The organism is Macrococcus sp. DPC7161, from assembly GCF_004117835.1.
In the GTDB taxonomy this organism is placed as follows: domain Bacteria; phylum Bacillota; class Bacilli; order Staphylococcales; family Staphylococcaceae; genus SDSC01.
This window is the reverse complement of the sequence record NZ_SDSC01000004.1, coordinates 232,303-246,668: the sequence shown is the minus strand read 5'-3', so window position 1 is coordinate 246,668 and position 14,366 is coordinate 232,303. Positions and strand designations below refer to the sequence as shown.

Annotated in this window: 21 protein-coding genes and 1 pseudogene; 11 read left to right on the top strand and 11 right to left on the bottom strand. The window is 32.2% G+C overall.

Features of this window, described 5'->3' with window-relative positions; translation table 11 throughout:
* Positions 1 to 4: 4 nt before the first annotated feature.
* Positions 5 to 97, top strand: a complete 93-nt coding sequence (locus ER639_RS12575; protein ID WP_368665656.1) for an IS3 family transposase — start codon at positions 5 to 7, stop codon at positions 95 to 97.
* On the opposite strand, the gene ER639_RS08030 is transcribed toward ER639_RS12575, so the two are convergent.
* The 3 genes from ER639_RS08030 to ER639_RS08020 form a co-directional block, all read right to left on the bottom strand.
* Positions 80 to 376 carry a DUF1871 family protein gene (locus ER639_RS08030; RefSeq protein ID WP_205757705.1) on the bottom strand — a complete coding sequence of 99 codons (297 nt, stop codon included), beginning with the start codon at positions 374 to 376 and terminating at the stop codon, positions 80 to 82. The two genes, ER639_RS12575 and ER639_RS08030, sit on opposite strands and share 18 nt — an antisense overlap.
* Positions 376 to 561, bottom strand: a complete 186-nt coding sequence (locus ER639_RS08025; protein WP_129065264.1) for a hypothetical protein — start codon at positions 559 to 561, stop codon at positions 376 to 378. Before ER639_RS08025 ends, ER639_RS08030 begins: the two co-directional genes overlap by 1 nt.
* A 95-nt stretch (positions 562 to 656) precedes the next feature.
* Positions 657 to 1,250 carry a peptidylprolyl isomerase gene (locus ER639_RS08020; protein WP_129065263.1) on the bottom strand — a complete coding sequence of 198 codons (594 nt, stop codon included), beginning with the start codon at positions 1,248 to 1,250 and terminating at the stop codon, positions 657 to 659.
* Positions 1,251 to 1,314: 64 nt separating this feature from the next.
* Here ER639_RS08020 and ER639_RS08015 point away from each other — a divergent pair, with 64 nt between their 5' ends.
* From ER639_RS08015 to mnhG, 8 genes are all read left to right on the top strand, one after another.
* Entirely contained in the window at positions 1,315 to 1,692 is a 378-nt protein-coding gene (locus ER639_RS08015; protein WP_129065262.1) for a kinase-associated lipoprotein B, read from the top strand.
* A 161-nt stretch (positions 1,693 to 1,853) separates the two neighbouring features.
* Positions 1,854 to 4,223, top strand: coding sequence for a Na+/H+ antiporter subunit A (locus ER639_RS08010; protein WP_129065261.1), 2,370 nt, complete (start codon positions 1,854 to 1,856; stop codon positions 4,221 to 4,223).
* Positions 4,204 to 4,632, top strand: coding sequence for a Na(+)/H(+) antiporter subunit B (locus ER639_RS08005; RefSeq protein WP_129065260.1), 429 nt, complete (start codon positions 4,204 to 4,206; stop codon positions 4,630 to 4,632). The genes ER639_RS08010 and ER639_RS08005 overlap by 20 nt, the downstream gene beginning before the upstream one ends.
* The gene (locus tag ER639_RS08000; RefSeq protein ID WP_129065259.1) at positions 4,632 to 4,973 is read left to right on the top strand and encodes a Na(+)/H(+) antiporter subunit C; all 342 of its coding nucleotides are present in this window, start codon (positions 4,632 to 4,634) and stop codon (positions 4,971 to 4,973) included. Before ER639_RS08005 ends, ER639_RS08000 begins: the two co-directional genes overlap by 1 nt.
* Positions 4,966 to 6,438 (top strand): Na+/H+ antiporter subunit D, encoded by a 1,473-nt coding sequence (locus tag ER639_RS07995; RefSeq protein WP_129065258.1) that lies wholly within the window; start codon positions 4,966 to 4,968, stop codon positions 6,436 to 6,438. The genes ER639_RS08000 and ER639_RS07995 overlap by 8 nt, the downstream gene beginning before the upstream one ends.
* Positions 6,438 to 6,917: a Na+/H+ antiporter subunit E gene (locus ER639_RS07990; RefSeq protein ID WP_129065257.1), complete on the top strand. Its 480-nt coding sequence runs from the start codon at positions 6,438 to 6,440 to the stop codon at positions 6,915 to 6,917. Before ER639_RS07995 ends, ER639_RS07990 begins: the two co-directional genes overlap by 1 nt.
* Positions 6,914 to 7,207, top strand: coding sequence for a Na(+)/H(+) antiporter subunit F1 (locus ER639_RS07985; protein WP_129065256.1), 294 nt, complete (start codon positions 6,914 to 6,916; stop codon positions 7,205 to 7,207). The genes ER639_RS07990 and ER639_RS07985 overlap by 4 nt, the downstream gene beginning before the upstream one ends.
* On the top strand, positions 7,179 to 7,526 hold the full coding sequence (mnhG, locus tag ER639_RS07980; protein ID WP_129065255.1) for a monovalent cation/H(+) antiporter subunit G: 348 nt from the start codon (positions 7,179 to 7,181) through the stop codon (positions 7,524 to 7,526). Before ER639_RS07985 ends, mnhG begins: the two co-directional genes overlap by 29 nt.
* Before the next feature lie 170 nt (positions 7,527 to 7,696).
* Here mnhG and ER639_RS07975 read toward each other — a convergent pair whose 3' ends face one another.
* The 7 genes from ER639_RS07975 to ER639_RS07945 all read right to left on the bottom strand — a co-directional run bounded on the left by ER639_RS07975 (position 7,697) and on the right by ER639_RS07945 (position 12,397).
* The gene (locus tag ER639_RS07975; protein WP_483306235.1) at positions 7,697 to 8,092 is read right to left on the bottom strand and encodes a PaaI family thioesterase; all 396 of its coding nucleotides are present in this window, start codon (positions 8,090 to 8,092) and stop codon (positions 7,697 to 7,699) included.
* A gap of 19 nt (positions 8,093 to 8,111) precedes the next feature.
* The gene (locus ER639_RS07970) at positions 8,112 to 9,428 is read right to left on the bottom strand and encodes a Na+/H+ antiporter family protein (RefSeq protein ID WP_129065254.1); all 1,317 of its coding nucleotides are present in this window, start codon (positions 9,426 to 9,428) and stop codon (positions 8,112 to 8,114) included.
* A gap of 96 nt (positions 9,429 to 9,524) precedes the next feature.
* Positions 9,525 to 9,845: a YuiB family protein gene (locus tag ER639_RS07965; protein ID WP_129065253.1), complete on the bottom strand. Its 321-nt coding sequence runs from the start codon at positions 9,843 to 9,845 to the stop codon at positions 9,525 to 9,527.
* Positions 9,846 to 9,853: 8 nt separating this feature from the next.
* Positions 9,854 to 10,330, bottom strand: coding sequence for an NUDIX hydrolase (locus tag ER639_RS07960; RefSeq protein ID WP_205757704.1), 477 nt, complete (start codon positions 10,328 to 10,330; stop codon positions 9,854 to 9,856).
* Positions 10,331 to 10,427: 97 nt separating this feature from the next.
* On the bottom strand, positions 10,428 to 11,642 hold the full coding sequence (locus ER639_RS07955) for an NAD(P)/FAD-dependent oxidoreductase (protein ID WP_129065252.1): 1,215 nt from the start codon (positions 11,640 to 11,642) through the stop codon (positions 10,428 to 10,430).
* Between the two features lie 148 nt (positions 11,643 to 11,790).
* Positions 11,791 to 12,150, bottom strand: coding sequence for a HesB/IscA family protein (locus ER639_RS07950; protein ID WP_129065251.1), 360 nt, complete (start codon positions 12,148 to 12,150; stop codon positions 11,791 to 11,793).
* Between the two features lie 10 nt (positions 12,151 to 12,160).
* Entirely contained in the window at positions 12,161 to 12,397 is a 237-nt protein-coding gene (locus tag ER639_RS07945) for a YuzB family protein (protein ID WP_129065250.1), read from the bottom strand.
* Between the two features lie 164 nt (positions 12,398 to 12,561).
* Between ER639_RS07945 and ER639_RS07940 the strand changes: the two genes are divergently transcribed.
* A complete protein-coding gene (locus tag ER639_RS07940) occupies positions 12,562 to 13,626 on the top strand; it encodes an NAD(P)/FAD-dependent oxidoreductase (protein WP_129065249.1) in 1,065 nt (354 codons plus the stop codon).
* Between the two features lie 59 nt (positions 13,627 to 13,685).
* Here the strand turns inward: ER639_RS07940 and ER639_RS07935 are convergent.
* Positions 13,686 to 13,898, bottom strand: a pseudogene (locus tag ER639_RS07935) (NifU family protein); the annotation flags it as partial.
* A 123-nt stretch (positions 13,899 to 14,021) separates the two neighbouring features.
* Between ER639_RS07935 and ER639_RS07930 the strand changes: the two are divergent.
* Complete coding sequence (locus ER639_RS07930; RefSeq protein WP_129065247.1) at positions 14,022 to 14,327, top strand: DUF1462 family protein; 306 nt, start codon at positions 14,022 to 14,024, stop codon at positions 14,325 to 14,327.
* Positions 14,328 to 14,366: the final 39 nt, after the last annotated feature.

Here is a 14,366-nt window from a genome sequence, read left to right as displayed (position 1 = left end):
TTATATGGAATATTATAATTTCGTTAGAAAGAAGAGAAAATTAAAAAGCAAGACTCCTGTAGAATACAGAAATCTTGCTTTAATGAAAGTAGCTTAATAAAAAGTTCAACTTTTTGGGTTCACTACATTGGCATGTTTGATTTAATATTTCAATTTTGTTTAACAGAGTTTCTATTTGTGATTGTTCTATAGTTGTTTGAAAGCTGTATTGAAATACCCCTTGAATACGTGCAATTGTTTCTTCGCGAGATAACTTTTGGTGAACAATATCCATGACTTCATAATACTCAGCGTCACCTAGAGTAGTGTCGTCAAATTGCATTGGATTCCAATCGCTTAACAATTGATAAAGTTTAATATTAAAATTTGCATCCATTATTGTTCCTCTTGTATACGTTTCATAACTTCTTCTTCAAAAGCTTTCATTTTTATCGCTTCTTTTTCAGAATTTTTTTTGAAATAACGATATGTAATGAATGATAGTGCCATAAAGAAAAGTAAGCTGATGACCGCTGGGATGTATTCCATTTTATTGTCTGGAAAATATAAAAAATCCATCATCGTTTATCACACTCCAATTTGTAACATTATATCATTTATACACATCGAAATAATAAATAAGTCATGAACATTTCATGACTTATTTGTTTGATTGCTTATTTAATAATTTCAATTGATTCAATTACAACATCTTCAACTGGTTTATCTTGTGCTCCAACTTGAACATTAGCGATGGTTTCTAATACATCTAAACCTTCAATCACTTGACCAAATACAGTATGTTTTTGATCTAACCAAGGCGTACCTCCACGTTCTGCATATGCATCAACGATTGCTTCTGGCCATCCACCTTGTTTTAATTGTGATAACATTTGTGCTGGCACTTGTTTCATTTGAACGATGAAAAATTGTGAACCATTTGTGTTTGGTCCAGCATTTGCCATTGACAATGCACCATATAAGTTGAAAGCTTCCATTGAAAATTCATCTTCAAATGAATCGCCATAAATACTTTGACCACCCATACCTGTTGCAGTTGGGTCTCCACCTTGAATCATAAAGTCATTAATTACACGGTGGAATGTTACTCCATTGTAATAACCTTGCTCAGATAAACCAATAAAATTAGCAACCGTTTTCGGTGCGATTTCTGGGAATAATTTAATTTCCATTGTCCCTTTATTCGTATGCATTTTAACAACGCGATCATTTTCTGAAATTTCTGTACTTAATTGCGGATAATTTGTCATAATATCTCTCCTTCGTGTTATGATTAAACCATTACTAATATTAACACATTCGGAGGTAAAAACAATGTACTTTACTCTAAGTCACAAAACAGGAAAATATATCGTAGAAAAAATTGGTGATCATCCAAACGGTTGTTTAGTTCAAGTCATCAATGTCATAAACCATCCTACACAAGGTGACTTACATGCAAGAAAAGAAGTTGAAGGCGTATTCTTCCATGAAAGAAAGGCATTAAGTCATTTAGAAAAGCGAATTGTCGACGAAAATTTATTAAAGCCTTATGATGGTGAAGTTACAGATTATGTATATTCTTTAAAACAAGCTTTAGATAAAATGACAACCAAACTTAATCAAGAGGATACACCTTTTAACCAAAAATCGTTATCATGTTTATCACAACTAAAAAAAGATTACGAAACACAATATAAAACGACTTTTTAATGTTACAATTTTGTGAATTCTCATTTTATTTTATTTGATTTCTTCTTATTTATAAAATACGCATTTTTTTATACATCTGAAAGCAATCAAATTGTGGGTGTATGAAAAATGCGTATTTTTTCTAGTATAATATTTTGTATATGCAAAAAGGAGGTCATGATTTGCACTTATCATTCATCGTATTATTACCACTTATATTTTCAATATTTCCAATTATTTTATACCGATATTGGAAAAAAGTGCATACAGGTGTATTTACTTTAATCATTCCTGTTATTTGCGCCATTTATTTTTTAATGAATTATCAGCAAATTATAAATAAACCTATTTCGGAAATCGTATACTGGATGCCAGAACTTGGTATCAATTTAGATTTACGTGTAGATGGCTTATCTTTATTATTTAGCTTACTGATTACGATAATAGGTTCAGCAGTTGTACTGTATTCGATTTTCTATTTAAATAAGAAAGAACATTTAGGTCGATTCTATACCTATTTACTACTCTTTATGGGCGCGATGCTAGGTGTCGTAAATAGTAATAACGTATACATGTTGTATTTCTTTTGGGAATTAACAAGTATATCGAGCTTTTTATTGATCTCATTTTGGTTTACGAAAGAGAAATCTATTTATGGTGCAATGAAATCAATGTTAATTACTGTGTTTGGTGGTTTAATGTTACTTGGTGCCATATTGATTTTAGTCAATATTACACATACAACCTCAATCATTAACATGTTGAATCAAGCTGATAAAATTCAAGATCATCCAATGTTTTTAATTGCACTGATAATGATATTACTTGCAGCGTTTACGAAGTCTGCTCAATTTCCATTCCATATTTGGTTACCAGATGCAATGGAGGCACCTACACCAGTAAGTGCATATTTACATTCAGCAACAATGGTTAAAGCAGGTTTATTTTTAATTGCTAGATTTACACCTATTTTTGCTACAAGTTCAGTTTGGACATATGCATTAATTTTTGTTGGATTATGGACAATGGCTTATGCAAGTTTTAATGCAGTGTTCCAAAAAGATTTAAAAGGCTTACTCGCATATAGTACCATCAGTCAACTTGGATTAATCATGAGTTTACTCGGTTTTGGTGCATTAAGCTTTAACAACAATCAAACTTATTTTTATATGGCAATTACTGCAAGTGTTTTCCATATTATTAATCATGCAAGCTTTAAAGGTGCATTATTTATGGCAGTCGGCATTATCGACCATGAAACAGGTACACGCGATATTAAAAAGTTATATGGCTTAATCAGTGTGATGCCAATTACCTTTACAATCACAATGCTTGGATGTTTAAGTATGGCTGGTGTACCACCTTTTAATGGATTTTTAAGTAAAGAAATGCTGTTAACTTCAGGACTTCATGCTTTAAATCATCCATTAATCAACAATCCAATACTTCAATGTTTATTACTTGTTTTAATGATTGGTGGTAGTATATTTACATTTGTTTATTCAATACGATTCATTAAAAATGTATTTACTGGACCATTAACGAATGAAACACCGAAAAAGCCACATGAAGCAACAAAATTATTTTTGTTAGCACCAGTGTTGTTAATCGGTATCATGTTGATGATTTCAGTATTCCCTAACCTATTATTGCCATTACTACAAAATAGCACGAGTAGCATCATTCATAAATCAGTATCTGTGGATGCCATTCATCATTTCCATGGCATTAATTTACCTTTAATGATCACTTTAATTATCATCATTATTGGATGCATTTTAGTGATGACTACGAAGTGGCAAGTGATGACATATCCAAACCGCTTCAAAATTAATACATTTTACGATGGCACAGGTAAAAACATTTTAAATTTAAGTAATCGTATCAATGAATCTTTAATTTATACAACAATTCGTTTTAGTATGTTGTTTATATTTTCAACATTAATCATCATTAGTGTGCTTTCGTTAATGACAACTGATTTTAATATTCATTTTGAAAAATTAAGTCCTGTTACCTTTTACGAAGCAATATTAATACTCATCACTTTAATTGCAGCTGTGATGTTATTAATTGCACGATCAAGATTATTTAGCATCATTATGTTAAGTACTATTGGGTATTCAGTAGCATTATTCTTTGTTTTCTTCGATGCACCAGACTTAGCCTTAACACAATTATCTATTGAGACTATTTCAACAGCATTATTTTTATTATGTTTTTATCACTTACCTAAACATTTTAAATATGAAAAAACAAAGAAATTCCGTGCTATGAATGCATTAATCGCAGTTGGTGTTGGATTTAGTGTTGTAATGATTACTTTAATGACTTACAGTCACCCAACTTTCAGCTCAATTTCTGACTACTACAAAAAACATGTGTATGATTTAGCTGCAGGAAAAAATATGGTCAATGTCATATTAGTAGACTTCCGTGGCTTTGATACACTATTTGAATCATCTGTATTAGGTATAGCCGGTATCGGTATTTATACAATTATAAGATTACGTAAAACTGGAGGTGTACAAAATGAAGAAACTAGAAAATGATGTCATATTACAATTTTGTACACTCGTTGTCTTTTTCGTAATTGTGATGTTTAGTTTTGCAACATTCATGGGCGGCCATTATGGACCAGGTGGCGGTTTCGTTGGCGGCTTATTGATTAGTGGTGCATTAATATTAATATTAATTGCATACGACATCAAAACATTTCGTAGCATATTTAAATTTGATTTTAAGAAGATCATTGCTCTAGGATTATCATTTTGTTATGGAATGCCACTTCTCAGTATTATTTTAGGTAAACCCTTCTTCACACATAAATTTGGAGAAATTACTTTACCAATCATCGGTACACTACACTTACATACAGCCGTATTATTTGATACGGGTGTAATGCTTGCCGTTATTGGCACAGTGATGACGATTATTTTAACGATTGGAGAGAATGACTAATGGAAATTATCATGATTATTTTAAGTGGTATACTCATTTCTGTTGCAGTATATTTAATGCTCTCTAAAAGTTTATTACGAATTATTATCGGTACAGCAGTGATTTCTCACGCGGTAAACTTACTGATTATCACAAGTGGAAAATTAAAGACTGGGCAAGCACCTATTTATGATAAACATATTCAAAAATATGTCGATCCTTTACCCCAAGCATTAATATTAACTGCAATTGTTATCAGTTTTGCAGTGACTGCATTAATTTTAGTTGTTGCTTACCGTAGTTATAAAGAATTAGGTACAGATAATATCACAACTTATAAGGGGGTCCCTGAAGATGAATAATCTTATTGTTTTTCCAATCATACTCCCAGCAATTACTGCAATTATATTAATTTTTATTGGTAAGAATGCATTATTAAAGCGTATGGTCGCATTCATAGGAACTTTGATTACATTTTTAATCTGTATGCTATTAATGTTCAAAGTACATCAAAATGGTCCTATACATTTAGAACTTGGCAATTGGCCAGTGCCATATGCAATTTCTTTAATGAGTGATGGCTTAAGTATATTACTCGTTACGACGAGTTCGCTAATTACTTTACTGATTATATTTTATTCATATCAAAGTATTGGCATTGATAGAGAACGTTATTATTACTATGCATCTGTTATGTTTATGCTTACAGGGATTAACGGTGCATTTACAACTGGAGACATTTTTAACTTATTTGTATTCTTTGAAGTATTTTTAATGAGTTCATATGTGTTAATGATTATTGGTGGTACTAAAATTCAATTACAAGAAAGTACGAAATATATATTAATCAACGTCACTTCGTCAGCATTTTTCGTATTGGCGATTGGGATGCTATATGCAGTTGTAGGTTCGTTACAAATGGCAGACATTTCACAAAAGATTAAAGATGTTGATCCAACCATTGTGTCAATTATCGCTATCTTATTCATATTAGTATTCGCTACTAAAGCAGGGATGTTTCCATTGTATTTTTGGTTACCTTCAGCTTATTATGCACCACCAATGCCAATCCTTGCATTTTTCGGTGCCCTACTGACTAAAGTCGGTGTATATGCCATTATGCGTACTTATAGTTTATTTTTTAGCACAAGTAACGAAATCACATTTAATATTTTATTAATGCTATCCATCTTTACAATTATCTTTGGTTGTATCGGTGCACTTGCCTATTATGACATGAAAAAAATCATCATTTATAACATCACCATCGCAGTCGGTGTTATATTACTTGGTGCTATTTTATTAACGAAAGATGGTACAATTGGTGCTGTTTATTATTTAATTCACGACATGATCATTAAAGCGAGTTTGTTTATGCTAATTGGAATTATTATTAAAATTACCAATCAAACAGATATGCGTAATATTAGTGGTTTAATTAAAACATATCCCTTACTAGGTTGGACTTATTTCATAGCGGCATTATCGTTAGCAGGCATTCCACCATTAAGTGGATTTTACGGGAAGATGTTCATCGTTAAAAGCTTATTCAATACGCAACACATTTTCAGTGCAATTGTTGTTTTGATTTCAAGTTTAGTTGTATTAATATCCGTAATCCGTATCTTTTTGTATGTATTTTTCAGAGAATCGCATAGTGACTATCCTAAAGTCCCAATACATAAAATGCTCATTGCAAGTGTTTTAATGACATTAACTGCTGTATTATTTGGACTTTTTGCAGGCGATTTATATCCTTTCATTGAATCTGCAGCAAAAAGCTTATATCAACCTGATTATTATATACATCATGCGGGGGTGAAATAATGGCCATACAAGTATTAGTTCATATTACTTTAGTCGCATTATGGTGCTTTCTAACAGGTTCAGCAAGTGTTGGGAATATGATCCTCGGCTATTTATTTGGCTTAGCTGCTATGTGGATGATGCGTTCAATGCTACCAGGTAAGTTTTACTTACGCCCATTGTATAAAGGTATTGTACTTTTCAATATCTTTATCATTGAATTATTTAAAGCCAACATGAATGTATTAAAAATTGTATTGTCACCGAAGATTGATATTACACCGGCATTTTTTGAATATCCAACGTCGTTAAAGAAAGATTGGGAAATCAGTTTACTGAGTTTACTCATCACTTTAACACCAGGAACAGTTGTTGTTGCAGTCAGTGATGATAAATCTAAACTTTACATTCATGCAATAGACTTCTCGGATTTAGAATCAGAAATTGAAGGCATCAAAACATCATTTGAAGATGCCATAAAAGAGGTGAGCGTTCGATGACGACTTTAATTATTATTGCTTTAATTATCGTATCTTTAGCGATGCTTGGCATTCTGTATCGTGTAATAATTGGTCCAACATTACCAGATAGAATCGTTGCTCTTGATGCGCTTGGCATTTCTTTAATGGCAATGATTGCATTATTTTCAGTATTACTCAATACAAAACATTACATCGGCATTATTATGTTACTCGGCGTCCTTGCATTTTTAGGTACAACGGCATTTGCAAAATTCCTTCAAAAAGGAGCGATTATCGAATATGATAGACACAATCATTCAAATCATTAGTATGCTCTTTATTTTTACAGGTGCCTTATTTTCAGTTATCTCTGCAATAGGATTAATCCGTTTACCTGATATGTATACAAGAAGTCATGCAGCAAGTAAAGCTTCGACATTAGGGGTTATGCTATTGATGTTTGGAGTATTCTTATATTTCATTGGAAAAGATCATCATTTTGAACCAACGTTATTATTAGCGATTTTATTTATCTTTTTAACAGGACCTATTGGTGGACATTTAATTATGAGAAGTGCTTATTTCATCAATACGCCGTATACTAAAGAAACAGTTAGAGATGATTTAAAAAGAGATAAAACAGAATAGTTGATATATAAAAAAAGACAAACACAACGCTATGTGTTTGTCTTTTTTGATTTATATGTCGAGTGAGCGAAGTTATACTGTTATCGCTCACTCACTCAGAATTTCGTCTGTTTTTGATATTGAGTGAGCGAAGTTTCAAAGTTATCGCTCACTCACACTATAAATACCCACTAAGATTTCATTTGTTTGATAGCAATCGTACATGTGACGATGCTAATTAATTTATCATTGGCAGTTGCTCTAACTTCCCACACATGAGATGTTTTCCCATGATGTAGCAGTTGAGCTGTTGCTGTAACAATACCTTGATTTACACTAGACAAATGATTCGCATTTATTGTTTGTCCTAATGGAATATACCCTTTTGGTACAATGTTTGCACTTCCGATTGATGCTGCTGTTTCACAAAGTGCAATGGTTGCACCACCATGTAAATATCCAAATGGTTGTTTGACTTTCGATGAAACTGGCATCTCAATAATTACATTGTCATGCTCCATCGATACAAGCTTCATATCAAAATGATGCATTAAATTATCTTGTGACATTAATGTTTGTATATCCATATGACACCTCTTTTTCTTTTTATAATATCATAGCTGCGATATAACCAAACACCATTAATGGAATATTAAATAATAAAAACGTTGGTACACAAGTATCATAAATATGATTGTGCTGACCATCCATATTAAGACCGGCTGTTGGTCCTAATGTAGAATCACTTGCTGGACTACCTGCATCCCCTAATGCACCTGCAGTACCGATAATTGCAATAATTGCCATTGTACTTAAATCAACAGCTTGCCCCATTGGAATAAAAATGGCTGCAATTACTGGAATCGTTGCGAAACTAGATCCTATCCCAAGTGTTACTAATAAACCGATAATCAACATTGCAATGACTGTTAAACTTTTTGAACCATGTGTCATATTCACCATAGATTTAACTAATGTCTCTACTTGGTGCGTTTCAGTCATTACGCTCGCAAATCCATTCGCTACTAACATAACCATACCGATATATGCCATAATTTTCATACCTTCAACAAGCTCAGCATCGATTTCTTTCCAATCATATTGAAATGAAATGAAGAATATCAATATACCTGTTAATGCACCAAAAATCATTGATCCTGTTAAAGTTTGTACGATGAAAGTACCTAAAATTGCTGCAATCGTTAAAGTTACTAACACTGGATTTAACTTTTCAGGCGGAGCTTTTGTCGTAAATGAAACGTCATTATATGTACGATCTTTACGGTAAATAAATAAAGCGATGATTAAACCTACGATGAATCCTAAAGATGGAATCACCATTGCTTTCCAAATATCATCAAATTGAATTGCATAATGTGCTTTGTCAAAACCTTTTTTAATGATACCGTGGAAGATATAACCAAAACCGTATGGGAATAATACATATGGCCATGTTAAACCGAATGTAAGAATCACTGCGATTAATCGTCGATCAATCTTTAATTCATTAAATAAACTTAATAAAGGCGGTACAACGATTGGAATAAAAGCAATGTGAATAGGAATGATATTTTGAGAAAAACAACTTAAAATTAAAAGGAAAATAAAAATCGAAGCTTTCGTGAAGATTCGTGTTTTCTGTGTATTTTCTTGATTTAATTTATCAATAATTTTGGCTACAAAATAATCTGTAATCCCTGAATATGAAATTAATGCTGCAAAACCACCTAATAATGCATAGCTTAAAGCGATATCTGCACCATCAACAATGCCACTTGTAAAAGTAGAAATAGTTTTATCTAAACCTAATCCTGCACTTAAACCACCAGTTAGTGCACCAATAAACAAACTTAAAATAACATTCAACCTTAATAAACTTAATACAATCATTACGATGATTGCTAATAATACTGCGTTAATCAAAAAATCACTCCTTTAGTTTGGTAAAGTACTACCATAGTAAAGTATTTTTAAAAACATGTCAACCCTATAAAAAAAACTGAAGAACTTGTTCTTCAGTTAAAACATCGTATATCCACTTTTTCTTAAATTTTTAATTACAAATCCTGCAGTGATTGCCCCAATAAATCCACCTGATAACATGATGATATCTGCTGGCATCATATTTTTAAGACCTGTAAATAACATATGAAACGCATAAGATGGTTTTAATATATAGTCTGCTGTAGAAATTTTATCAACAATCGCAAATACAACAAAAGGATAAAGTGCTGTCATGATCCATGTAGATTTTAACAACATATTTAATATAAATGCGATGCCAAAAAACAATACAAAAAACAGAACTACTGAAATAATCAATTGAATTACAGCTGTCATATTGCCTCCTAATAATATAAATGATACTTAGTATAATTAAATACTTTACCTGGTGAAGTCGTATTTTGCAATGGCTTAAAGCCTGGCATATATCGAACAAATTCATAAATCATTGGTGAACATTCCATATTGAGTAATGATTGTTTGTCGACCCATTTGGCACACTCAATTTCATCGTTAGGTAAATGAGTCGAAATGTCTTCTGATGTGGCTTTTAATTTAAAAATAATCATATTATCTGAAATATCATTTTTAATAACACCACTTCTTACACCTAATATGCCCTCTACGTCACAATCAATCCCTGTCTCTTCTTTCACTTCACGAATGATTGCATCATCGATTGCCTCTCCAGCCTCAACAAATCCTGCAGGGAAACTCCATTTTCCCTTTAAACCGCTATATTGCTTTTTTAACACAAGCCATTCTCCACGTTGATTTGTAACGATACCTGATACACCAAGCCAAACTTTAGACTTTCGCAAATAAATCACCCCTAACGGATAAAAAGAGCCGAGGTTACTCGACTCTTCAATTACATATATTATTTAATCATCATAAGATGACTCTTAAATTAAATGATTAAAATTTACCTTTTTTATAAGCGATTCCTGCGCCACCAATTTTAAAGATTGCACGAGTATCGATTAATTTTTTCATAAATGCTGCTTTTTTACCAGTAATTTCTTTACCGAATACAACACCTACGCCATCATGAGAACCTAATGAACATACTGTTCCACGGTCAACATATTCAAATTTAGATAATTTTTCACCAGCTAATAATTGTTTAATCGCTTTAGCTGTAAATTCACCTTGTTGCATTGCAATTTGAGCTGTTGTTGGCAATGGACGTTTATTTTCGCCTTCACCAACCATTACTGCTGAACAGTCACCAATAACAAAGATATCATCGTATCCATCAATACGTAAATCTTCGCGGTTTACGATACGACCACGACGAACACCTTCAAATGATTCTTCCATTAATTTTGAACCACGAACACCAGCTGCCCAAATAACAGTGTTTGCATATAATTGCTCTTCTTGTTCATTTACTTTAACAACAAATCCATTTTCATTTGCTGCAACGATTGGTGTAGCAATTTTGAACTCAACACCACGTTTTTCTAAATAACTTACAACATATTTTACTAAATCTTCAGAGAACATTGGTAACATTTTTGGAGCTGCTTCAACGCAAGTAATTTTTACTTTAGATTGATCAATTCCATATTGTTTACACAATGCTGGGATTTTTTCTACTAATTCACCTAATAATTCAACACCAGTAAATCCAGCACCACCAACTAAGATTGCTAAATCTTTTTCGTCTTTTTCAGATGCATTTGCATAATGTGCAAAACGCTCTTCAATATGATTAGCAATGCGACGCGCTGTATTGATATTTTCTATTTGGAATGCATGTTCTTTCATTCCAGAAATACCGAATGTTTCAGATTCAAATCCTAAAGCAACAACTAAAATATCAAAGTTGAATGAACCGTTAGATGTTTCAACAATTTTAGCATCGCGATCGATTTTTGTAACTTCTGCAACAACAAATTTAACTTTTTCATTGTTTAATACATTTTTAATTGGATATAAACAATCTTCATAGCTTCTTGTACCAGCTGAAGCTTCATGTAACCAAGTTGATTCATAGTGGTATTCATTTTTGTTGATTAATGTAATATCACAATCTTGTGCTGAAACTAATTTTTGTAATTTTGTTACAGTTTGTAATCCTGCATAACCTGCACCAAGTACAACAACTTTTTTTCTTTCAAAACTCATCTGCTTCACCTGTTTTCATAATATTTAAAAGTTATGGCTTATGTGATTTTTGTCACATAATTAGTTTAATTTATACAGTATCTATCATAATACTTCTATAATATTAATTCAAGTCATGTTTCAACTGTAAGAAATAAAAATTAACGTTTTAGCAATTTTCAGGTGTACCCGCTACATCTTTTGTTCTAAAAGAGCTACCACAGCCACATGATGCAATCGCATTTGGATTACTAATCGCAAAGCCACCGCCCATTAGCGATTGTTTAAAGTCAATGGTTGTACCATATAAAATGGGGGCATCTTCTTTACTAACGAGAACATTGACACCGTAGTATTCCAATAATTCATCAGTATCACTTGGTGCTTCTTCTGCGCTCATGCCGTAAGAAAGACCCGTACACCCTCCACCTTTAACTGAAATTCTTAAATAACCATTAGGCAATCCGTTTTTTTCCATCATTGATTTCACTTCATAAGCTGCTGCTTCTGTTAATATTACTGTACTCATCAAATACCTCCTAAAAATTCCATGTTGCTTCTATATGTTCATAAATATTTGCTTTCAATGCTTCAGGCGTGTCACCTTTAACAACATCACCATTCACAAGTGCATAAAGACTATCATTGCACATGCCACAATACGTTAAACATCCATATTCTAAAACGTCAATGCTGTCATCTTGTGATAATTCGTCAAATACAACTTGACTGCCTTTAGCTAAATTTGAAATGCAAAACTCTACTATTGGATTCATAAATTCTCCATTCAAAAAAATTATTAAATATGATAAAAAATCTTTATACATGAATGCATACGAAAAGTCGACACATTATTTCATTAAATCGTAATATATATTATAATTTAATTAATGCAAAACAAAAAGAAAAATGACTTATATAACAATGGGGAGAATAAGCTATGAAAAATCTCGTATTACTTGGGGGCGGCTATGGTAATATGCGCGTCATGCAAAAATTACTGCCGAATACTTTACCTAGTGAATACAACATTACACTAATTGACAGAATTCCTTTTCATGGATTAAAAACAGAGTTTTATGCACTTGCTGCGGGTACCGAATCAGATAAAGATGTTCGCGTTGATTTTCCAAAAGACGCAAGATTAAATACTGTGTTTGGTGAAATTACATCAATCGATTTAGAGAACCAATTAATTTCAGTTGGAGACTCTAAAGTTGATTATGATGAATTGATTATCGGACTGGGTTGCGAAGATAAGTATCATAATGTTCCTGGGGCAAAAGAACATACATTTAGTATTCAAACAATGACACAAGCAAGAAAAACATATCAAGCAATTGCTGATTTACCATCAGGAAGCACAGTAGGAATTGTTGGCGCTGGTTTAAGTGGTATCGAGCTTGCAAGTGAATTACGCGAATCAAGAAAAGATTTAAATATTAAATTATTTGATCGTGGTGAACGTATCTTACCTGCTTTTCCAGAAAAGTTAAGTAACTACGTAAAAAAATGGTTTGATAAACATCAAGTTGAAGTCATTCCAAATTCAAATGTTGTTAAAGTAGAACCTGGCGTATTATATAATAATGAAGATTCTCATCAAGTAGATATTTGTGTTTGGACTGCAGGTATTCAACCTGTTGAAATCGTAAGAAACTTACCTGTTGAATTTGGAGAAGGTAATCGCGTTAAGATCAATCAATATCATCAATTACCACAATACCCAAATGTATATGTCGTTGGAGACTGTGCAAGTTTACCACATGCACCGAGCGCACAATTAGCAGAAGTTCAAGCGGAACAAATTGTTGAGGTTTTAACAAATGTTTGGCAAGGAAAGGTGTTACCTGAAAAAATGCCTGAATTAAAATTACAAGGCTTCTTAGGTTCATTAGGTGAGAAAGAAGGATTTGCTTATTTAATGGATCGTACTGTAACAGGTCGATTAGCTCGCCTCTTAAAATCAGGTGTTTTATGGTTATATAAATTTCATAATGGTTAAATTAAAAGGGTTAAGGCAAATTTGCCTTAACCCTTTTTGACTCTATTATTCTAATAAATTTAAAATACTTGTTCTACTTCAACAACACCAGGTACTTCTTCTAATAAAGCACGCTCAATACCTGCTTTTAAAGTAATTGTTGACGATGGACATGTCCCACATGCACCTAGTAATCTTAATTTTACGATACCATCTTCTACATCTACTAATTCACAATCGCCACCATCTCGTAATAAGAATGGACGTAATTTTTCTAATACTTCATTAACTGCATCAAACATTGTCGTTTCGTTCGACATATTCTCACTCACTTTCATGACTATTCTTTTGTATACATAGTATAATATAATAACTATAGCATATTTATTTATTTTGTTTAAGGGGGATGTTTTATTATGATAAATGTTAAAGTATTTGGTGCTGATATTGTTTGTGCGAGTTGTGTGAATGCACCGACTTCTAAAGATATCTTTGATTGGATCAAACCGAATTTAGAACGCAAATATCCAAATCTTCAATTCAACTATTCATACATCGATATTATGAATGCTGAAGATGTTAGTGATATTGATCAATCATATATCGAAAAAATCAATGACGACGAATTATTTTATCCTTTAATTACAATGGATGACAATATCGTTGCAGACGGATATATTCAGTTACCTCAAGTAACAAAATATGTCGATTCACACTATTAATATAAATCATATCAAACAGCTCATATTCAATAATAAAGC